The following is a 20,535-nucleotide window of genomic DNA, read 5'->3' as shown; positions in this document are numbered from 1 at the left end:
TACCTACCGGCTTTCACCGACACCCAAGCCTTCCCAACCATCGCAATTCCATAGTGCCACCCCTGCCCCTTCCGCTAGAATCCCCACCCTCGACGGCACCACGCAGATCGACCACGTGTTCGTGTCGGCCTACGGCATCTTCGTGCTGGAAACCAAGAACATGAGCGGCTGGATCTTCGGTAGCGAAACCCAGGCGCAGTGGACGCAGAAGTTTCCACGGCGCTCGTTCAGGTTCCAGAACCCGCTGCGGCAGAACTTCAAGCACCTCAAGGCGCTGGAGGCGGCACTTGGGGTTGCGCCGGAGCATGTGCATTCGGTGGTTACCTTTGTGGGCGGCAGTACGTTCAAAACCCGGATGCCGGCCAATGTCACGCAGGGCGGGCAGTTCGTTCGGTACATCCGGTCGTTCCAGCAGGTGGTGTTCAGCGAGCAGGAGGTGGATGCCCTGTTCCATGCGCTAGAGAGCGGCCGCCTGGCGCCGACGCGGGCTACGCATCGGGAGCATGTGGATAACTTGAACAAGCGCAGTGATGTGAACGCGGAACGCAAATGCCCTCGGTGCGGGAATGCGTTGGTGGTGCGCACGCGCAAGACGGGCGCGAATGCCGGGGAGCAGTTTTGGGGGTGTTCGGGGTTTCCGAAGTGCAGGGCGATGCAGAGCCTTTGAGCGTGCGGTTTTCATCCTCAAGAGAGCAACCAAGGCGGCTAGCAGATCGGCGCGCGTCGCGCGGCAAGCCGCCCTCCCACTTTTTGATCTGCGCCGCTGAATTCTGGTGGGAGGCCGGCTTGCCGGGCGACGTGTAACGGGCGACGCTATTCCGCCTTTTGAGCGCATGCATTGAGCGATTTTTTGGTGCCTTGCCTAGCGGATATCAACCATCGCCCAAACACAGCCCTCGTACTCAGGCTCGGCCGAATGGACCGCAGCGCTTTGCGGGGCTGGAATCGCAGCGCCGTCATCCGCGAGTAACTGCAGATGAGTTTGAATCGCCTCTCGGGCCATGGCCAGCGCATCGTCAAAATCATCACCGGCTGAGAAACAGCCTGGAATATCTGGTACTTCTACACCCCAGGCGTTTTGCTCATCACCGGGGAAAACCGCGATGGGATAAATCATTTTCTGCTCTCCTCCGGGCTCGGCCCCTTCCGCATGATGGCGGTAAGCTTGCCCCAAAACTCCCTTTACTGCCCCATCGGCAAAGATCACCAGCCCAAATCCTGACCCCTACCACCCATCCCCTCTACTAAAGCCCCCCACCCTCCCCGCCGATACCCCGTCATCCCCACAACAAAAACCACCCCCAGGAGCGCCCCCTCATGCTGCGGTCCTTCCCCATCACGCCCCGCACCCTCGCCGCCTTCTCCCTGCTGATCACACTGCTCATCGGCATGGGCGGGTTCAGCCTGTGGCAGAGCTCGGCGCTCTATCACTCGGTGGAGACGCTGCAAAGCCAGTCCATCACGCGCCAGTCGCTGGCGGCGGAGTTGAACCTGTACCTGGCGCGCATGCGCATCACCATGTTCCAGCTCTACACCTTCGACCGGCCGGCGGAGTTCGCCGACAACCAGAAGAAGTGGGACACGGTGACCGGGCACATCCGCGACACCCTCAAGGCGTATGCGCCTTACGTGGCCGATGACGCGGGCAAGCAGTCGCTGGCCGGGCTGAATGCTTTGTTCGAGGAATACCTCGGCAAGGCCCGGCCGATCATCGACCTGCTCAGCCAGGGCAAGCGCGCCGAAGCGCTGGAGGCGATGCGCGGGCTCAACACCTATGCCACGCCGATGATGGCGCAGATGGAGAAGCTGGCCGGCCTGGGCGCAGCCGAGGCGCAGGCTGAGCAGGCCGAGGCACAGGGCACCTATCACGCCTCGGTTTCGTGGACACTGGGGCTGACGCTGGCCGGCGTACTGGTGGGGCTGTTGCTGACCTGGCGCTTCAGCCGCAGCGTGATTCAACCGGTAAAGGCAGCGCTCAATGCCGCGCAGCGGATTGCCGACAACGACCTCAGCCACGCCGTTGCAGCCGATGGCAATGACGAACCAGGGCAGTTGCTCGGCGCACTGGGCCGGATGCAGGCCAACCTGCGGGTGGCGCTGGGCGAAATCGCCGGGGCGGCCGCGCAGTTGGCCGCCGCCACCGAGCAGATGACCACCACCATGGGCCAGAGCAGCGACGCGCTGCGCCAGCAGAACGATCAGCTGGACCAGGCCGCCACGGCGGTGACCGAGATGAGCGCGGCGGTGGACGATGTGGCCCACAACGCGGCGGCGACGCTGGAGCAATCGCGGCAGTCCACTCAAGCGGCGGGCGAAGGCCAGGGCCGGTTGGGCGAGGTGGTGGCTTCGATCCAGGTGCTGGTGGGCAATGTGCAGAGCGCTTCGGCCCACGCGACGGCGCTGTCGACCCAAACCGGCAGCATCAGCAAGATGCTGGAGGTGATCCGTTCGGTGTCGGAGCAGACCAACCTGCTCGCCCTCAACGCCGCCATCGAAGCGGCCAGGGCCGGTGAGGCCGGGCGCGGCTTTGCGGTGGTGGCCGATGAGGTGCGCGGGCTGGCCAAGCGCACGGCCGAGTCCACCAGCGAGATCGAGGGGATGATCACAGCCGTGCAGCGCGGCACGCAGGACACGGTGAACGCCCTGCACAGCAGCGTCAGCCAGGCCGACGGCACGCTGGTGCAGGCCACCGACGCGGGCGGCGCGCTGGAACGCATCTACACCGCTGCGCTCGGCATCAACGAACGCAACACCCTGATCGCCGCGGCGGCCGAGCAGCAGGCGCATGTGGCGCATGAGGTGGACAGCAACCTGGTGCGCATCCGCGACCTGGCGGCGCAAACCTCCGACGCCGCCGAGCAGACTGCGCAGGCCAGCCAGGCGCTGTCCCAGTTGGCCACGGGGCTTGAGCGGATGCTCGGCCGCTTCAGGCTGTGAGGCGGCTCAAGGGTTGTCGCGCCACAGGCAGAAGTTGAGCGCGCCGGCCAGGCTCAGCCACACCAGGTACGGCAGCAGCATCCAGCCGGCCAGAGCGTCCAGGCCGAAGGCCGCCACCAGCAGGGGGGCGGTAATCAGCCACAACAGGCCCAGCACCACCAAGGCGATGAACAGCTTGTGGGCACCGAAGAACACCGGCGTCCACAAAGTGTTCAAGGCAATCTGCGCAGCCCACAGCGCCAGCGCGAACTGGCTGCCGGGCATCAGGCTCAATCGGTAACCGGCGCCGGCCAGCAGCAGGTAAATCAGCGACCACGCCACCGGGAAGGCCCAGTCCGGCGGGGTGAAGCTGGGCTTTTTCAGCGCGGCGTACCAGGCGCCGGGCTTGAACAGCACACCTGTGGTGCCTGCGGCGCCGCAGGCGATCAGGAAAATGAAAAACGCCATCCTTGCCTCCTCGTTGAGTGACCGCCAACCGTGTGGCAATGCCGCACCACCGCCTGTCAGTATTTTTTCTTAGCGCGATAAATAATTTTCAGAGCGTGCCGATGTAGAGATACAACCTATCTGCCCGGTCTACCATCATGTTCCAGACGCGCCGTTTGAAAGCCGAGCTTGCCGCCCTTCGTGAAGAAGTGGCTGTGTTCAAACAAATTCGCGACCGCCTGGATGCGGCAGCGATTCATATGCGCCTGGACGGCAATGGCTGCTTCATCAGTGTGAACGCCAACTTCGAGAGCACCCTGAATTACCGCAACGCCGAAATGGTAGGCCAGCCGCTGGAGGCCTTTGTTCCCAAGAGTGTGGTCAACACCGACTTCCACGGCCGCATCCGCACGGCCATGCAGCGCCGCGAATACTTCGGCGGAGCCATGCGCCTGATGCGCAAGGACGGCGGCGAAGCCTGGCTGCGGGTGATGCTGGTGCCGGTGCAAGGCGCCAACGGCGAGTTCCTGAACTTCACCGTGTACGCCAACGACCTGACCCGCACCATCGAAAGCTCGCGCCATGCCGATGACTTCATCAAGGCACTGATGCGTTCCACGGCAGTGATCGAGTTCGACCTCGAAGGGCACGTGCTCACAGCCAATGACCCGTTCCTGCATGCGATGGGCTACCGCCTGGAGCAGATCCGCGGGCGCCATCACCGCCAGTTCTGCACCCAGGAAATGGCCGCTTCGCCTGAATACCAGATGCTCTGGGACCGCCTGCGCCGCGGCGAATACGTGGCCGACCGCTTCAAGCGGGTGGACAGCCATGGCCGTGAGGTGTGGCTGGAGGCGTCGTACAACCCGATTTCCGACGCGACCGGCAAGCTCTACAAGGTGGTGAAGATCGCCACCGTCATCACCGAGCAGGTGCAGCGCGAAGCGGCGATTGCCGACGCGGCCACCATGGCCTACCGCACGTCGGTGCAGACCGACAACAGCGCTCAAGAAGGGGCGCAGGTGGTGAAAGAGGCGGTATCGGTGATGGCTGAGCTGGCCGTGCACATGCAGGACGCCGCCGAAGGCATCGAGGCGCTGGACCAGCAGAGCCAGGTGATCTCCACCATCATCAAGACCATCAGCTCGATTGCCGAGCAGACCAACCTGCTGGCGTTGAACGCTGCGATCGAGGCGGCGCGGGCGGGTGAGCAAGGGCGCGGCTTTGCGGTAGTGGCCGATGAAGTGCGCCAGCTGGCGTCGCGTACCACGCAAGCCACGGTGGAAATCGCCAATGTGGTGCAGCAGAACCAGGCGCTGGCCTCGCGTGCGGTGTCGACCATCGGCACGGGCAAGGCGCAGGCTGAATCCGGGCTGACGCTGGCGAACAAGGCCGGGACCGTGATCAGCGAGATCCAGAACGGTGCCAAGCGGGTGGTGAGTGCGGTGGAGACCTTTACTCATCAGGTGCAGGCGGAGTAATCAACGTCACGATCATCGCGTCGCGCGGCGCAGCCGCACTCCTACGCGGGCGAACGGGTGGGAGGGCGGCTTGCCGCGCGACAGGCCTATCTGCAAACCCACCGTCGCCCGGCAAGCCGGCCTCCCACTGGATGATCTGCGCCTCAGCCAACCCGGTGGGAGGGCGGCTTGCCGCGCGACGAGGCGGTCAACCACCCTGCTGCCACCGCTGAAACAACGCCTCCCGCCGCTCGGCATCCTGCCGCTGTTTCTGCTCGAACGCCCCAAGCATCTCCCAGGCCCGGCCTTCCGGCAGCACCTGTACGCCGTCATCATCCGCCACGATCAGGTCCCCCGGCCGCACCCACACGCCAGCCAATTGCACCGGCTCGCCCACACGCCCCTGCTCGCCAATCGAGCGCGTGGTGTACGCACTGGCGCCCGTGCAGAACACCGGCAGCGGCAGTTGCCGCAATGCGCGCACATCCGTCACTGGCCCATCGATCACCACCCCGGCCACGCCCTTGACCAGCGCGGCCAGGCTGCGCAGTTCGCCCCAGCAGGCGCAATGCGCCTCGCCCACGCAGGCCACCATCAGCACCGCCCCCGGCGGGCAGGCGATCAATGCTTCGCGCAGGATCGCGCCGTCCGGCGCATGCACTTCCACGCAAAAGGCGCGCCCCACCAGGCTCACGTCAGGCGCCAGCGGCATGAGGCCGGGCAAGTGGCCTTCACGGCCGAAGTGGCCGATGGTCGAGCTGCTGATGTCGCGATAGGCCTCGGCCAGCTCAGGCACGGGAGAGGTTTGGCTGTTCATCGGGAGGGCCTCGGGCAGATCAAGGGGCAGGTGGAGCAGTACTCGACCGGGTCGCTGGCCTTGTAATAGAAGCAGCAGGTGCGGCGCACGCGCACACTGCGGTCGCTGCCCGGGATAGGCGTGTGCGGCCGGTCGAAATGCGCCAGCGGGTTGTAGGAAAGGCCGAACACCTCGTTCGATGCCTCGGCCAGCAGCCAATGCAGGTCGGCCCTCGCGCGCTCGCGCACTTCGGGGCTTTCGTGCTTGGCCAGGCGCCGTTCGTAGAGCGAATACACGCGCACGGCGGTGTTCTCCCAGAGGATGCGCCGCGGCACGCCGCTCACCTTGTAGAACACCTCCCACAACGGCTGCAGCAGCCCGGCGAACAACAGAGTTGCAAGGCTCAGGCGCCAAGCCTCGCGCTGGCCGGGGCTGGGTGCGCTGGTGCCGAGGTCGCGAAGCGGCAAGGAAGATATCCACACCCGGCCATCGTGGCGGGCATCGACCACCGTGTTATCCAGCGTCAGCGCCAGGCCCTTGTCGTAGGCAGACATCGCGTACAGGCAGGCGCCGGTCATCAGGAACGACAGCCGCTTGCCCAGCAGTGAGGCGGTGATGCGCCGCGTCGGCGAGCCGATCACTGGGCTCAATGCATCCAACCGCTCGGCACACAGCGCCTCGTCCAGCCACTGCGCCGCCGGCAGGCCGAGCGCAGCATCGGCAGCACTGCACAACCGCAACGGGCCCGCCAGGGCTTCCCACTCATCGGCGCTGAACGTCATGGCGCGATGTCACGGCCGAAGGGAATGCACAGCGGCGTGCCGAAGAACGGGTCGGGAATGATCCGGCACTCCAGCCCGAACACCTGTTTGACCAGCGCCTGGTCGAGAATCTGCGAAGGCCGGCCCTGGGCGCACACGCGCCGGCCGTGCACCGCCACCATGTGGTCGGCGTAGCGGCTGGCCAGGTTCAGGTCGTGCAGCACCATCACCACAGTCTTGCCCTCGCGGCGGTTGAGCTCGCGCAGCAGGTCGAGCACCTCGATCTGGTGGGCGAGGTCGAGAAAGGTGGTCGGCTCGTCGAGCAGCAGCAGTTCGGTTTCCTGGGCCAGGGCCATGGCGATCCAGGCGCGCTGGCGCTGGCCGCCGGAGAGCTCGTCCACAGGGCGCGCGGCCAGTGTTTCCAGGTCGGTGCGTTGCAGGGCGCGGGCCACGGCGGCTTCGTCGTCGGCGGCCCACTGGTGCATCCAGGTCTGATAGGGATAACGGCCCAGGCTCACCAACTGGCGCACGCTGATGCCCTCGGGCGCCACCGGCATCTGCGGCAGGATCGCCAGCTCCCGCGCCACCTCGGCGGTGGGCTTGCGCTGGATGTCCTGGCCGTTGAGCAGCACGCTGCCGGCACTGGGCTTGAGCAGCCGCGCGAAGCTCTTGAGCAGGGTGCTCTTGCCGCAGCCGTTGCTGCCGATCAGCACGCTCACCTGCCCGCGCGGCAGGGCCAGGTCCAGCCCTTCGATGATGGAGCGGCCGGCATAGCCCAGGTGCAGGCCTTGGCTGGCTAGGGAATTCATTTCAACCACCTCAGTGTCGCTGCTTGATCAGCAGGTAAAGAAAGTACGGTGCGCCGAAGGCTGCCACGAAGATGCCCGCCGGCAAATCCAGCGGTAACAGCAGCGTTCGGCCTGCCAGGTCGCCCAACATCACCAGGTTCGCGCCCACCAGCGCGGCCATCGCCGCCTGGCCCACGAACCCCGGTGGCACCAGGCGCCGCGCGATATGCGGGGCGATCAGGCCGACGAAGGCCATGGCCCCGCCCCAGGCGATCGCCGCGCCAGCCAGGGCTGCGCTCACCGCCAGCAGCGCCGCGCGCATCAGTTGCACGCGCACGCCAAGGCCCGTGGCCAGGCCCTCGTCCAGTTGCTGCACCATCACCTGCCGCGCCAGCGGCACCAGCAACAACCAAAGCCCGGCCAGGCACAGCGCCAGGCTGCCCACCGCGCCCCAGTCGGCACCGTACACGCTGCCGGTGAGCCATACGTAGGCCGAGAGCGTGGTGGTCTGCGGGCTGAACACCAGCATGAAGGTGGTGGCCGCCGCCAGCATCGCCGACACGCCCACGCCGATCAGCACCAGCCGCAACGGCGACACCCCTTGCTGCCAGGCCAGCAGGTAGATCGCAAGCACCGCGCCGCCGGCACCGAGCATCGCGGCGGCGGGCAGGTAGCCCAGGCCCCAGCTACCGGCCAGCGTGCTCAGGTACAACACCGCTGCCGCACTGGCGCCGCTGGAAAGCCCCAGCAAGTCGGGCGAGGCCAGCGGGTTGCGGATCAGCGCCTGCAAGATCAGCCCGCTCACCGCCAGCGCCGCCCCGATCAACCCGCCCAGCAGCATCCGTGGCAAGCGCAGTTGCTGCACGATAAAACCGATGCCCGCCTCGCCCGGCCCGGTGAGGCCCTGCCACAAGGCCGAAGGCGACAGCGGCACCTTGCCCAGCGACAGCGTGAGCAGCATCACCGCCAGCGTCACCAACAGCGCCAGGCCTAAACGGCGCAGCGTGAGCGGCGCCACGCGCCGGGAAAACGCACCCCAGCGCCACACCAGCAAGTTATCCATTACGTACCCCCCGGCGCGCCAGCAGGATGAAAAACGGCCCGCCGATGAACGCCATCATCACCCCCACCGGCACCTCCTGCGGCAGGATCAGCACCCGCGCCAGCACGTCGGCCAGCAGCAACAGGCAGGCACCCAGCAGCGCGCAGCCCGGCAGCATCACCCGGTGGTCGATGCCGAACACACGCCGCGCCAGGTGCGGCACGATCAGCCCGACGAACCCGATGCTGCCAGCCAACGCCACCGCGCTGCCCGCCAGCACGATCACCAGCAGCGCCAGTTGCAGGCGCACCCAGCCGGTGCGCTGGCCAAGCCCGGTGGCGATCTCGGTGCCGGCGCTGAGCACGTTCACCTGCGCCGCACGCAGCCAGGCGAACGCAAGCCCGGCAGCCACGCACGCCAGCATCGGCGCGGCGCTGGCCAGGCTGCGCTCACCGAGGGCGCCGGCCAGCCAGAACAACACGGTGTCGAGCCCTTGTTGGTCGACCACCAGCATCGCCTGGCTGAAGGCGCTGAACAGCGCGGTGATCGCCGCGCCTGCCAGCACCATGCGCAGCGGGCTCAACGCGCCACGCCCGAGTGTGCCCACACCCCACACCAGCGCACCGGCCACCGCCGCGCCCACGAACGCCGCCCACAGCCACTGCTGCGGCGCATTCAGGGAAAACAGCGACAGGCTGAGGATGATCGCGCAGGTGGCACCGGCATTGATGCCGAACAACCCCGGCGAGGCCAGCGGGTTACGGGTCATCGCCTGCATCAGCGCCCCGGCCACCGCCAGCCCGGCACCCACCGCCATGGCGATCAAGGTGCGCGGCAGGCGGGTGGAGAGCACCAGCACCTGCTGCACATCCAGCGGGTCGGCTCCGTTCAAGGCCGCCCACACCGTGGCCGGCGCGATCCAGCGTGGCCCGCTGGCCAGGCTCAGCGCCGCACAGCCCAGCAACAACGCCAGGCCGATGAAAAATCGACTGCCCACCTTCATTGGCCGGGCCCTCCCAACAACGCGCGTTCGACATCGTCCAGCACCCGCTGCGCACCGAGAATGCCGCCGGACAAGATCCACGCCACCCCGTCGACCCACCACACCTGCCCGTCACGCGGCGCGGCCAGGTGCTGCCACAGCGGGTGGCTGCTGACGCTCTGGTACTGGCGCTTCACCGCCGGGCCATCGCCATGGCCGAACACGAAGAACACGTCGGCATCCACCGCCGGCAGGCTTTCGCGGTTGGTGATCTTCAGCGACACGCCGCTGGCGGCCTGGCTGTAGCTGTTCCACACAAACCCCAGCTGCGACAGCACCATGCCGGCAAAGCTCGCCGGCAGGTACGCGCGCAGGTGATCGTCGCGGATGTCCAGCACCGAGACGGTGGGCGGCCAGTGCGCGCCGAAGCGCGCCTGCAAGCGCTCGCGCAGGCGCGCGACGCGGGCATCCCAGGCACCTTGCAGCGCAGCGGCCTGCGCCTGGCGTTGCAAGGCCTGGCCCATCACCGCTAGGGTTTTCTGGAAGTCGAACACCTCTTCGAGCATCACCGTGGGGCACAGCCGCGACAGCAACCCGGCCACGCGCTCATGGCGAAACCGCGAGGCGACGATCAGGTCCGGTTGCAGCAGGGCGATGTCTTCCAGGCTCGGCTGGGTTTCCAGGCCCACGTGCGGCACCCCGGCCAGCGCCGGGCGCAGGTAGCGGTACATGGGCTTTTCGCTCCAGGAATCCACCACCCCGCACGGCTGCACGCCGAGGGCCACCGCCGTGTCGGTGGCGCCCTGAAACAGCGTCACCACGCGCAGGGGTGCCTGCCACAGGGGCGCCTGCGCCCAGGCACGCGGCGGCAGGCACGCCGCCCCGGCCAGGCCCAACGCAAAACCCAACACCTGCCTCCGTGGCAGCGCCCGCGGCCCCTCAGCGGCCAAGGCTCAGCCTGCGCAGCGGGTTCACCACCTGCCCCTTGCCGAACGGCATGCTGCCCGGGCCGCCGCCGCGCTCGATCATCGGCCGCAACAGCAGCTTCTGCGGCCAGGCCGGTGCGTCGAACAGCTCGCGCTGCAGCATGGACCGCGCCTCGTCGTCGAACCCGATCGCCTCGATGCGCGCCCGCAGCACGTGGCTGAGCACGCGCCAGCCGTCCACGGCGGGCACTTCGTACACCGCCGCCAAGGTCTCGATGATCGCGCGCAGGTTCACCTGGATGCCCAGGGTCTGCAGCCAGAACAGCAGGTCTTCAGGGCGCTCGTGGTAGAGGGTTTGCGCATGGCCTTTCTTGATCCGGTATTGCGGATCGAGCAGGCCGTTGCGCTCCAGCCACGGCACATAAAGGCGCAGCGAATCGTGGTCGCGCAGCAGCAGCCCCTCCGCCTTGCCATCACGCCATACCAGCACGGCGTTCTGCCCGTGCACCTCGCCGAGCATGCCCAGGCGGAACATGCGCAGGTTCACGTCGAAGAAGCTGTCGCACAGCTCGCCGAACAGTTGCAGCACCGACTCGGGCGAGGCCGGCAGCCCGCGCACCTGCATCCAGTGATCGAAGAAGTGCCCGGCACGGCCGGGCAACGGCGTTGCCAGCGCGGCCATCGGCAGCAGGCGGTAATCGCCTTCGAGCAGGGCCGGCGGATAGCGCCGCACCAGCGCCGAGAGGTGCCGTGGCGCTTCGTCGAACAGGGTGGCGCCGGCCGGCATGAACGCCCACCAGCGGCCCTCTTCGCACAGGTGCAGGCTGGCGCGCAGCTGCGCATCGCGCTCGCGGCCCAGGCGCAGCAGTGCTTCGCTCTTGTCGGCATTGATCATCTTCACCGCCGGCAGGTAACGCGAGGCGCCCAGCGAGTAAACCGCCATCGGCAGCTTGATCTGGTCGGCCGCGCTGGCGCCGGCTGCGAGGGAGCGCAACGACGAGGTGGGGTGAAAGCTGCCCTGCTTGAACGCGAGCACCCGGCACAGGCCCTGCTCGAAAGCCGCGCCGAGCATCTCCGGCAGCTTGTGCTCCAGTTGCCACGGGTGCACCGGCAGCGCCAGGTGCGTATCGGCAAGGCCCGATTGCTCAATCTCGGCCTGCAACGCTGCACGCTCGGCGGCCGTGAGCAGGTAATCCGCCGGCTGTTCATCGGCAAGGCTGGCCACGCCCTGGCCGAACGCCAGGCAATCCTTGGCCACGGCTACCCAGTTCAGCGGCACCGGCTGGCCGAATTCGGCCTGGCAGGCCTGGTATTGCGCGTCGTCCAGGCCTTGCTTGGCCTTGGCCAGCGGGTGGAAGGGCCGGTCGCGCAGCGAGGCCCATTGCTCCATCGCCAGGAAGAACGCCGCGCCGCGCTGGGCCATCGCGGCCTGTGGCTGCACCTGGTGCGCCAACGAGAGCTCGGTTTGCCGCACGCTGATGCCCAGCACGTCGAGGAACAGCTTCACGCCCTCCTCCTGGCCGGCCTCGCCCTGGCCCATGCCGCGCACGGCCATCGCCATGAAGGCTTCCGGCGCCAGCGCCTGGGCGCTGCTGCCTTGGGTGGCGAACACCTGCGTGCCGGGCACCTTTTCCCAGGCCTGGGTGATGCCGGGGCGCACCGCCACGGCCAGCCCGCGTTGCTCGCTGGGATCAAAAACCCAGTGCCACACGCGCGGCTCCACCGCGTCCAGTGCCAGCGGCGCCTGCGGGTGGCGGCTGTGCCACTCGGCAGCGCTGATCAGGTGAGGGTCGAGGGCGCCGAAGAAGTCTTCAGCCACCAGGCAGTCGAACAGGTCTTGCATCACCAGCGCGGCGCCGGTGGGGGTGTTGTGTGGGTTCATCTCAATCGGTTCCTCGGTCTGAGGTCGTGGCCAGTTTGGCCTGGAGGGCGCGGAACGCAATGCCGCGTTCGTCGCCCAATACGAATGCATTCACGCCACGCTCGCGCCAGCGGGCGTGGTCGCCCGGCTCGCGCGGGATGGCGCAGTAGGGCACGCCGGCAGCCGCCGCTGCGCGCCAGGTGTCGGTGAGCGCTCGCTGCACCGGTGGCTCGCCGATGCGCCACGGCAGGCCCAGCGATTGCGAGAGGTCGGCGGCGCCTTCGAGGATCATGTCCAGCCCCGGCACCGCCGCCAGGCGCTCGGCCTGGCGCACGCCTTCGGCGCTTTCGATCATCGCGACCACCATCACCTGGGCGTTGGCCAGGCCCACGTAGTCGGCCAGCCGTGCTTTGCCGAACGATCCGGGGCGCCCGGCGTTGAGGCTGCGCTCACCCAGCGGGTGGTACTTGCAGGCGCGGATGGCACCTTCGAGCTCGGCCACCTGTTCCACGCGCGGCAGCACGATCCCCTGCGCGCCGCCGTCGAGCAGCCGCAGCATGCGCTTGGGGCACAGGTCCGGCACCCGCACCAGCGGGGTGAGCCCGTAGCTTTCGGCGGTGCGGATCATGTTCTCTACCGTTTCCGGGTTGATGAGCACATGTTCCATGTCGATGATCGCGAAGTCGTAGCCGGCTTCGGCAATCAGCTCGATGGCCACCGGGCTCGGGATCGAGGCGATCAGCCCGTGCACCGGCTCGCTCGCCACCAGCGCGGCCTTGAGGCGGTTGGTTCTCAGCATGGGGTGGGCCTGTGCGGATGGAGGGGGTTGGGCACCACCTTGAAGCGGCGCTCGCCATCGCCGAGCAGGCGGCGCTGGGTCAGTGCTTCCACTTCATAGCTGGGCGCGAACACGTCGAAGGCAGCGAAGCGCGCGGCGTGCTGCGGGTGCGCGGCCTGGTAGTCGAGCACCACTTGCGCGGCCATCGCCCAGAAGTCCGCCTCGGCGAGGTTGTAGTGCTGGCGCAAGAAGATCGCCATTTCGCCCAGGCACACGAAGAAGAACGCATCGCAGGAGAAGTCGCGCACCGCGCCCAGGTCGTCGGTGAGGATGAACGAGTTGCGGTTGATCCGCGCGTGGCTCTCCGGCAGCGGCACCAGCTCCGGCGCAAGCTCCGGGCGCGCCAGGTGCGCGGGGCTGTAGCGCACGCCGTCGTGAAAGTCCTTCAGCGCGATGCGCTCGGGCCAGCCGTCACGGTGGATCAGCACGATGTTCTGCCCATGCGATTCCATGCCGATGCCTTCGGCGTAGAGCATGTGCACGATGGGCGCGATGCTCACCCGCAGCAGTTGCGCGGTCCAGGCGCGCAGGCCGTGGCGCTCGATCCAAGGAGCGATGAAGGGTGCCACCTCGCCGCCGCCGTAGCGGTTTTCCAGTGCGCTCAGGCCATTGAAAGGCACGCCCTCCTCGCCCGGCTCCAGATACACATTCAGGTTTTCCCGCCAGATCGCGCCGAGGGTGCCGTACACCTGGGCCTGGCGCGTGGCCGGCAATTGCGCGTAATCGAAGCTGGCGCCGGCCACCTCGCCGAGGATCACGAAACCCAGGGCGCGGGCGGTGGCGTCGGTGGCGATCAGCCCTTGCAGCCAGTCGGCGATCAGCGGGCCGTTGAGCACGGTGTGCCGCGCCAGGATGCGCGTGCTGGAGGTGTTGGTGATGCTCAGCGCAAGCTTCACGTAGGGCGCCGAAGGCTGGTCGACATTGGCCAAGGTGCGGATCGACTGCTGCGCGCGATAGGCCGGTGCGGACGTGCCCAGGTGCAGCACGCGGCCCTCGGCCAGCTCCTGCTGGAAGCTCGGCTGAATCACCTGCTCCCACTGCCACGGGTGCACCGGGATCACCTGGTAGTCGGCCAGCGTGCGGCCCTGCTCGGCCAGCGCGGCGTCGAATTCGGCCCAGCGCTGTTCGCCCACGGCCTCCTTCCAGAAGCGGGCCTCATCGAGCTGGCGCGACAGGCCGCTGCTGGCCAACCCGCGCTCGATGCCCAGCCACACCAGCGCCAGCGGCGCCGCGAACTCCGGGCCGTACTGGCGGTTGTCGGCCAGCGAGAAGCCGATGCGCGACTTGTAGCAAGGGTGGTAGCTGTGGGCATCCATGAAGTGCCGCTCCAGCGCGTCGGCGCCCAGTTGCTGTGCCGGCACCGGCGGGCGGTAGCCTTGGCTGCGGGCTTGCAGGTCCTTGGCCAGGGTGTGTTCCAGCTCCTGAACGAAGCGCGCCATGTGCGGTGCTTCGTGAAAGTCGCCGAGCAGCTCCGACAGCGCCTGGTGCAGGGTCGGCGTGCTGGCCTGGCCCTGGGCATCGATGCGCTCCAGCGTGGCCGCATCCAGGCGGATGATCTGGAAGCTGTCGCTGAGCAGGCCCTGGCAGCGGTACTGCACCGGCTGCCCATCGGCGGTGTGGCCTTGCAGGGTGAACAGGTCACCGCCCTGCGCACGCTCGTGGCGGTAGGGCAGCACGTCTTCGTAGAGCATCGTTTGCAGCAGTTGCCCGAGCACGCGCTCGGCTACCCGGCGGTAAATCTCGGGGTCGGCCTGTGCCGGGGTGTTGATCTGTTCGATAGGGGTCAAGGAATTCATGTCGGTACCTCAAGTACGGTGTTCGCGGGCTGCCGGGTCGGCGGCAGCCGCGTCGAGGCTTGGCGTGAGTGGAAAGCGCCAGGCCAGAGGAAGGGCCAGCAGAATGAGCGCGCCGGTGGCGTTGAACACCTCGCCGACCGCGCCGGCCAGGGCAGCGTCGCCCGCGCTGAAAGCGCTGCCGGCACGGGCCTGCAGCCACAGCGAGCCGAGCACGATGGCCAGCGACGAAAGCACGCGCCGGGAGATGTTGTTCATCGCCGCGCCCTGGGTCACCAGGTGCTCGGGCAGCACGTCCAGCCCGGCGGTGGTCACCGGCATGTACGAAAGCCCAAGGCCCGCGCCGCGCACCACCATCAGCAGGCACAGCAGTGGCAAGCCGGCAGTGGGGCCCAGGGTGCCGAGGGCGAAGGTGGCGCCGCCGGTGAGCAGCAACCCGGCCGAGACCACGCCGCGCGGCCCGTAGCGGTCCAGCAGGCGCCCGCCCCATTGCCCGAAGGCACTGGCGGCCACGGCCGTGAACAGCAACGCGGTGCCGGTCCACAGCGCGCTCTGGCCCATCACCATCTGCACCTGCAGCGGGATCAGCACCAGGCACTGGAACATGCCGATCGACTGCACCACCGCGATCACTACGCTGGAGCGGTAGCCCTCCAGGGCGAACACACGCAGCTCCAGCAACGGTGCCGGGTGGCGCAGCTCATGGCGCACGAAGCCCGCCAGGCACAGCAGCGCCAGCGCAAGGCCGGCCAGGTTCAGCGGCTCGCTCAGCGCGGCCAGGCCGTGCAACTGGCCCAGGGTGACCATCAACGCGCCGATGCCCAGCGCCACCAGCGCATAACCGGTGGCGTCGAACGGCTTGGGCTTGCCGGCATCGCTCTCGGGCAGCACGCGGCCGCCCAGCGCCATGGCCAGCACGCCGATGGGCACGTTGATGAGGAACAACGCGCGCCAGTCGAACACCTCCAGCATCAGGCTGCCGCACAGCGGCCCCACTGCCGGCGCCAGCATCACCGCTGCGCCCCACAGGCCGGTGACACGGCCACGCTCGCCCTTGGGATACACGGCGAAGATGATCGCCAGCGACAGTGGGATCATCAGCCCGCTGGCAGCGCCCTGCACCGCCCGCGCCACGATCACCGCCTCGATCGAGCCGGCCATCGCGCCGAGCAAGGAACCGGCGGTGAACGCGCCCAGGCCGAACAGGTAGAGGCGCTTGCGCCCCAGCGCTGGGCCAGGTGGCTGGTCAGCGGCATGGCCATGCCCATGCTCACCATGAACGCCGCGACGATCCAGGTTGCCATTACCGGGCCTATCTCGAACGCCTCGATGAACGCCGGCAACGCCGGGTTGAGCGAGCTGTTGTTCAGGCTCACGGTGATGGTACCCAGCAGCACATTCACCACCACCAGCGCGCGCGGCACCCGCGCAGGGCTCATCCCTCACCTCCGTGGGCCTGCAAAAAGCACTGCAACGGCCGTGGGTGGCAGAGGAAGTCGGCGTGGGAGATGTTGTAGCCGTAGGCGCCAGCCATCGGCAGCACCAGCACGTCCCCCACCGCCACACCTGCCAGCGGCCAATCGCGGCTGAGCACATCCTTGGGCGTGCATAACTGGCCGACCACCGTGCAGGGCCGCACCGGGCCACGCGGTTCGCCGCCGCCAGCAGGCAGGTGAACGATGGGGTGATCGTGCCCCTGCGCCACCGGCAGGCGAAACTGGTGCGTGCCGCCACGGCACACGACAAAGTGCTTGCCGTGGCTGGTCTTGGTATCGAGCACTTCGATGGCGTAGTAGCCGCAGTCAGCGCTGATGAAGCGCCCCGGCTCGAAGCGCACCACCGGGCGGTCGGCCAGCGCATCCAGGCGCCGCCCCAGGTGCCGGCACAGCCGGGCCCAGTCGAAACGCTCGCCACTGAGGTAATCCACGCCGATGCCGCCGCCCACGTTCAAGTGGGTGATGCTCTGCGGGCGCGGAGCCAAGGCCTTCCACTGCGCCCAGCGCTCCAGGTACAGCTCCAGCAGTTGCTCGTGGCGCTCCACCTGCTGCTGGTGCGACAGCGCATGCACATGAAAGCCTTGCAGCTCCAGGTGCGAGCAGGCCTGCACCCGCGCGATGGCCTCGGCCACTTCGCTTTCATCCAGCCCGAACGGCGTGGCAGTGCCAGCCATCGCCAGGCGGCTCGACATCTGCGCCGGCAGCTCGGGGTTGATGCGGATGAACACCCGCTGCACCCGCCCGGCCTGCTCGGCGATGCGCTGCACGCGAGGGATTTCCGACAGGCTCTCCAGGTGAATGGCCGCCACGCCCTGGCCGATGGCCGCGCGCAGGTCCGAGTCGAGCTTGCCGGGGCCGGAGAACACGAACGGCAAGGTGCTGCCGGCGGCCTGCAAGCGCTCGATCTCGCCGCCGAGGAAATCTCGAAGCCGCTGACCAGCGGCGCCAGCGTACGCAGGATCGGCGCCTCGCTGTTGGCCTTGATCGCGTAATGCAGCTCCACCCCGGCGGCAGCTCGGCCATCACCTGGCGCGCATGCTCGGCGAGCGCGCCCAGGTCGTAGACGAACAGCGCCAGCGGGTCGGCCTGGGCCGCCTGGGCCTGGGCGATGGCTTTGCGCACGTTGATAGGCACCTGGCTCATGGGGCCACCCTCCCCGCCCACGGGCTGGGCAGTTGCACATAAGCGGCATGGCGGTCAGCCTGGGCGGCCAGGCGCACCTTGAGGTTGGTTTTGCAGGCGATCGGCTCGCCGGCCAGCAGCGCGTCCAGCTCCGGCGCGGGGCGCTGCAGCTCATCGCGGATTTCGGCCAGTTGCCGGTGCACGCAGGCCCACATGGCCGTGGCCAGCTCCGGGCGGTCCCAGCTCAGCGCCAGCACGGCTTCGGCCAGGTGGTTGACGAACAGGCAGTAGCTGATGCGCTTGAAGCCTTGCTCGCGCGGGTAGGTCAACGACTGGCGCACCCGCTCCGGCACGTCGGCATCCAGGTACTGCACGCCCAGCTCGGCGGTGAGCTTCACGCCTTCGAAGTCGCGCAGCAGCAGTTGCGCGGGCTGGCCGTTGTCGTGCACCAGCACGGCGTTCTGCAAGTGCGGCTCCATCACCACGCCGTGGTTGAAGAACAGCGCCAGCACCGGGCGCAGCAGCAGCGCCTGGTAACGTTCGAACCAGCCCAGCAGTTGCGCGTCGCTGGCCGGCTGGCCGCCGCTGCCCTGGAGGAAGGTTTGCACCAGCGGGCGCAGTTGCAGGTCGCGGGCGAACAGGGTGCCGGCCATCAAGCAGCTGCCTGGGTGCGCCTGGCGGCAGAAGTTCTCCCGTAGGATGGCGCCGGTCTGCTCGCGGAACCACAGCGCGTCGTCGGCGTTCGCCCCGGCCGGGGCCCAGCTGAGGGAGGCAGGCTCGCGTACCAGCGCGGCACCACCGAGGCTGGCCGGCTGTTCGGCTTGCAAGCGCTGGAACAGCCGGTCGATCAGCAATGCGCTGTCCAGCTCGTACCAGGCGTTCTTGCGCACGCAGTTGGTGATGCGCACGTTCAACGAGCCCTTGAGGAAGTACTTATGGCCTTCGATGTACCAGGTGCGCATCGAGGCGGTAGGGCTGGCCAGCGCGCCCTGCTCGCCGAGGTCGACCACCTGGCCGCTGTCCAGCAGCGCGGCCACGCGGGCATCGGCCATGAACAGCTGCGCCTGCACCGGGTGCAGGTAGATCACCGCACGCCCGGCGGCGGCCTGGCGCTGGTCGGCAAAGCCGTTCAGGGCCTCGGCCTGGCTCAGGCCGTTGGCGCGAATGGCCAGGCCGTCGCGCGGTACTTCCAGCGCGTGCAGCCGCACCTGGGTGCCGAACTCCGGCCCGTAGGCGTTCTGGCCGAGGTGCTCGGGCCACTGCCGGGCCTTGGGCGCCGGGTGGTTGGGGTGGCCGAAATGCAGCCCTTGTTCGCTCGCCAGGTAATCGCGCAACGGCGCCGGGCGGCCGTTGGCCAGGGCATGGGCGATGATCGCCGCAGTGACCTGTTGGCTCTGCGCCACCTGCGCGTGCAGCTCCTGGTTGCGCGCGCCGGCCATGTGCTCGCAGGCGCCTAGCAGTTGCGTGGCAAGGTCGGTGAAGGTTGGGCAGGCCCAGGCGCCGTCGCCCACGCGGGTGTACACATCGCCCAGGTAACGCTGGCTGCCGAGCGGGTCCTGGCGGTCGACCAGCACGAACAGCTGGCGCCCTTCGGGCAGGCTGATCACCAGCGGCAGGCCGCCGCCGCGCAGCGCACGCAGGTAACCGCCTGGCGCCATGCCACGCACGTGGGCGGGCCAGGCGTAGCTCAAGCGCTGCTCGGGCAGCGCGAATTCCTTGATCAGGCAGTTGAGCAAGGCGTGGGTGGCGGCCAGCTCGCTGACCACCTGCGAGACGCTCGCGCGGGTGCAGGGTTCGGCAGGCTCAGCCAGCTGAGGTTGGCTCGGGAGGGCGGCGCAAGACCGCGCGCGCTCAGCCACGGGCTTCACCCAGTGCGCCGTGCACGGCGCGTTCGAAACGGGCGATCACTTCGGCGCACTGCGCCGGCTCGATGATCAACGGCGGCAGCAGGCGGATCACGCTGCCGTTGCGCCCTCCGCGTTCGAGCAGCAGCCCTTGCTCGAAGCAATGCTTCTGGATCAGCGCCGCCAGGGCCGCGTCCATCGGGTGGGCACCGAGGGCATCGGCGCGCTGGCGCTCGTCGACGATCTCTAGGCCCAGCATCAGGCCACGGCCACGCACCTGGCCGATGGCCGGGTAATCCTTGGCCAGGGCTTTGAGGTCACGCGCCAGCGAAGCGCCGCGCTGCGCGGCCTGTTCGTCCAGGCGGTCGCGGCGCAGGGTGCGCAAGGTCGCCAGGCCACTGACCATGGCCATCTGGTTACCGCGGAAGGTGCCGCTGTGGGCACCGGGCTGCCAGGCGTCCAGCTCGCGGCGCAGGCCGAGCACGGCCAGTGGCAGGCCACCGCCCACGGCCTTGGACATGACGATGATGTCCGGCTCGATGCCGGCGTGCTCGTAGGCGAACATGCGCCCGGTGCGGCAGAAGCCCGCCTGCACTTCGTCGAGGATCAGTACGATGCCGTGGCGCTGGGTCACCTCACGGATGGTGCGCAGCCAGGCATCCGGCGCCGGGTTGGCCCCACCCTCGCCTTGCACCGCTTCGAGAATCACCGCCGCCGGCCGGCACACGCCGCTTTCCACGTCATCGATGAAGTCGCTGAAGTAGCGCGCCATCGCCTCGGCGCCCGCCTCACCGCCCAGCCCGAAGGGGCAGCGGTATTGATGCGGGTAGGGCATGAACTGCACGCCCGCCATCAGCGGGCCGAGGGCGTTCTTCACGCCGGTGTTGCCGGTCACCGCCAGCGCGCCATGGGTCATGCCGTGGTAGCCACCGCTGAAGGCCACCACATTGGTGCGGCCAGTGGCGGTCTTGGCCAGCTTGAGCGCGGCTTCCACGGCATCAGCGCCAGAAGGCCCGCAAAATTGCAGGCAGTAATCGCGGCCCTGGTTGGGCAGCAGCTCAAGCAGCGCTTCGCTGAAGGCATCCTTGGCCGAGGTGGTCAGGTCCAGCGTGTGCATCGGCGCGCCGGAGGCCAGGAAGCCGGCCAAAGCATCGACCACCGCCGGCGGATTGTGCCCCAGCGCCAGGGTGCCGGCACCGGCCAGGCAATCCAGATAACGGCGGCCCTCGACGTCGGTCACCCACACGCCTTGCGCCTTGGCGATCGCCAGCGGGAGCTTGCGCGGGTAGCTGCGCACGTTGGATTCGAAGCGCCCTTGGCGCCCCAGGTAATGGGCATTGTTCAAGGCAGCGGCCACCGGCTCGTACGCATCGAGTGGTGCCCTGGTTTCGCTTAACATCGTGCTCTCCTCTTTCCTGTTCAAAAGCCCGTTGGGGGCCTTGTCGAGTGGGTGGTGCACTCAT

At 68.2% G+C, this 20,535-nt stretch carries 14 protein-coding genes and 5 pseudogenes; 4 read left to right on the top strand and 15 right to left on the bottom strand.

From position 1 onward, the window contains the following. Nucleotides 1-85 precede the first annotated feature (85 nt). Nucleotides 86-667: pseudogene (locus LN139_RS00485) on the top strand (NERD domain-containing protein); the annotation flags it as partial. Nucleotides 668-868: 201 nt separating this feature from the next. Here the strand turns inward: LN139_RS00485 and LN139_RS00480 are convergent. Then, a pseudogene (locus tag LN139_RS00480) lies at nt 869-1,117 on the bottom strand (type II toxin-antitoxin system HicB family antitoxin); the annotation flags it as partial. A gap of 200 nt (nt 1,118-1,317) precedes the next feature. Here LN139_RS00480 and LN139_RS00475 point away from each other — a divergent pair. Then, entirely contained in the window at nt 1,318-2,937 is a 1,620-nt protein-coding gene (locus LN139_RS00475) for a methyl-accepting chemotaxis protein (protein WP_236357864.1), read from the top strand. A gap of 6 nt (nt 2,938-2,943) precedes the next feature. On the opposite strand, the gene tspO is transcribed toward LN139_RS00475, so the two are convergent. Beyond that, nucleotides 2,944-3,384 (bottom strand): tryptophan-rich sensory protein TspO, encoded by a 441-nt coding sequence (gene tspO, locus LN139_RS00470; RefSeq protein ID WP_236357863.1) that lies wholly within the window; start codon nt 3,382-3,384, stop codon nt 2,944-2,946. A 137-nt stretch (nt 3,385-3,521) separates the two neighbouring features. On the opposite strand from tspO, the pseudogene LN139_RS25340 reads away from it, so the two are divergent. Together LN139_RS25340 and LN139_RS25335 are read left to right on the top strand one after the other, a co-directional pair. Next, a pseudogene (locus LN139_RS25340) lies at nt 3,522-4,301 on the top strand (PAS domain-containing protein); the annotation flags it as partial. 30 nt (nt 4,302-4,331) lie between these two features. Further along, entirely contained in the window at nt 4,332-4,844 is a 513-nt protein-coding gene (locus LN139_RS25335) for a methyl-accepting chemotaxis protein (protein WP_442964405.1), read from the top strand. A gap of 187 nt (nt 4,845-5,031) precedes the next feature. Here the strand turns inward: LN139_RS25335 and LN139_RS00460 are convergent, their stop codons facing one another. From LN139_RS00460 to LN139_RS00400, 13 genes and pseudogenes are all read right to left on the bottom strand, one after another. Further along, nucleotides 5,032-5,640, bottom strand: a complete 609-nt coding sequence (locus LN139_RS00460) for an RraA family protein (RefSeq protein ID WP_236357859.1) — start codon at nt 5,638-5,640, stop codon at nt 5,032-5,034. Then, nucleotides 5,637-6,401: an IucA/IucC family C-terminal-domain containing protein gene (locus LN139_RS00455; RefSeq protein ID WP_236357858.1), complete on the bottom strand. Its 765-nt coding sequence runs from the start codon at nt 6,399-6,401 to the stop codon at nt 5,637-5,639. The genes LN139_RS00460 and LN139_RS00455 overlap by 4 nt, the downstream gene beginning before the upstream one ends. Continuing rightward, the gene (locus tag LN139_RS00450) at nt 6,398-7,189 is read right to left on the bottom strand and encodes an ABC transporter ATP-binding protein (protein WP_236357855.1); all 792 of its coding nucleotides are present in this window, start codon (nt 7,187-7,189) and stop codon (nt 6,398-6,400) included. Before LN139_RS00450 ends, LN139_RS00455 begins: the two co-directional genes overlap by 4 nt. A 10-nt stretch (nt 7,190-7,199) precedes the next feature. Next, a complete protein-coding gene (locus LN139_RS00445) occupies nt 7,200-8,231 on the bottom strand; it encodes a FecCD family ABC transporter permease (RefSeq protein ID WP_236357853.1) in 1,032 nt (343 codons plus the stop codon). After that, nucleotides 8,224-9,213: a FecCD family ABC transporter permease gene (locus LN139_RS00440; RefSeq protein WP_236357851.1), complete on the bottom strand. Its 990-nt coding sequence runs from the start codon at nt 9,211-9,213 to the stop codon at nt 8,224-8,226. The genes LN139_RS00445 and LN139_RS00440 overlap by 8 nt, the downstream gene beginning before the upstream one ends. Further along, nucleotides 9,210-10,142 (bottom strand): ABC transporter substrate-binding protein, encoded by a 933-nt coding sequence (locus tag LN139_RS00435; RefSeq protein WP_442964362.1) that lies wholly within the window; start codon nt 10,140-10,142, stop codon nt 9,210-9,212. Before LN139_RS00435 ends, LN139_RS00440 begins: the two co-directional genes overlap by 4 nt. Continuing rightward, nucleotides 10,132-12,000, bottom strand: coding sequence for an IucA/IucC family protein (locus LN139_RS00430; protein WP_236357850.1), 1,869 nt, complete (start codon nt 11,998-12,000; stop codon nt 10,132-10,134). Before LN139_RS00430 ends, LN139_RS00435 begins: the two co-directional genes overlap by 11 nt. 1 nt (nt 12,001) lies before the next feature. After that, the gene (locus LN139_RS00425; RefSeq protein WP_236357848.1) at nt 12,002-12,778 is read right to left on the bottom strand and encodes an HpcH/HpaI aldolase family protein; all 777 of its coding nucleotides are present in this window, start codon (nt 12,776-12,778) and stop codon (nt 12,002-12,004) included. Then, nucleotides 12,772-14,613, bottom strand: a complete 1,842-nt coding sequence (locus tag LN139_RS00420; RefSeq protein WP_236357846.1) for an IucA/IucC family protein — start codon at nt 14,611-14,613, stop codon at nt 12,772-12,774. Before LN139_RS00420 ends, LN139_RS00425 begins: the two co-directional genes overlap by 7 nt. Before the next feature lie 9 nt (nt 14,614-14,622). After that, a pseudogene (locus LN139_RS00415) lies at nt 14,623-16,049 on the bottom strand (DHA2 family efflux MFS transporter permease subunit). Then, a pseudogene (locus LN139_RS00410) lies at nt 16,046-17,249 on the bottom strand (type III PLP-dependent enzyme). Before LN139_RS00410 ends, LN139_RS00415 begins: the two co-directional pseudogenes overlap by 4 nt. Then, a complete protein-coding gene (locus LN139_RS00405; protein WP_236360185.1) occupies nt 17,246-19,039 on the bottom strand; it encodes an IucA/IucC family protein in 1,794 nt (597 codons plus the stop codon). Before LN139_RS00405 ends, LN139_RS00410 begins: the two are co-directional and overlap by 4 nt. A 40-nt stretch (nt 19,040-19,079) precedes the next feature. Further along, nucleotides 19,080-20,471 carry a diaminobutyrate--2-oxoglutarate transaminase gene (locus tag LN139_RS00400; protein ID WP_236357844.1) on the bottom strand — a complete coding sequence of 464 codons (1,392 nt, stop codon included), beginning with the start codon at nt 20,469-20,471 and terminating at the stop codon, nt 19,080-19,082. Nucleotides 20,472-20,535 lie beyond the last annotated feature (64 nt).

The organism is Pseudomonas sp. KNUC1026 (assembly GCF_021650705.1).
GTDB lineage: Bacteria > Pseudomonadota > Gammaproteobacteria > Pseudomonadales > Pseudomonadaceae > Aquipseudomonas.
Note: the sequence above shows the minus strand (reverse complement) of the source record. Positions and strands in the feature narration are given on the sequence as shown.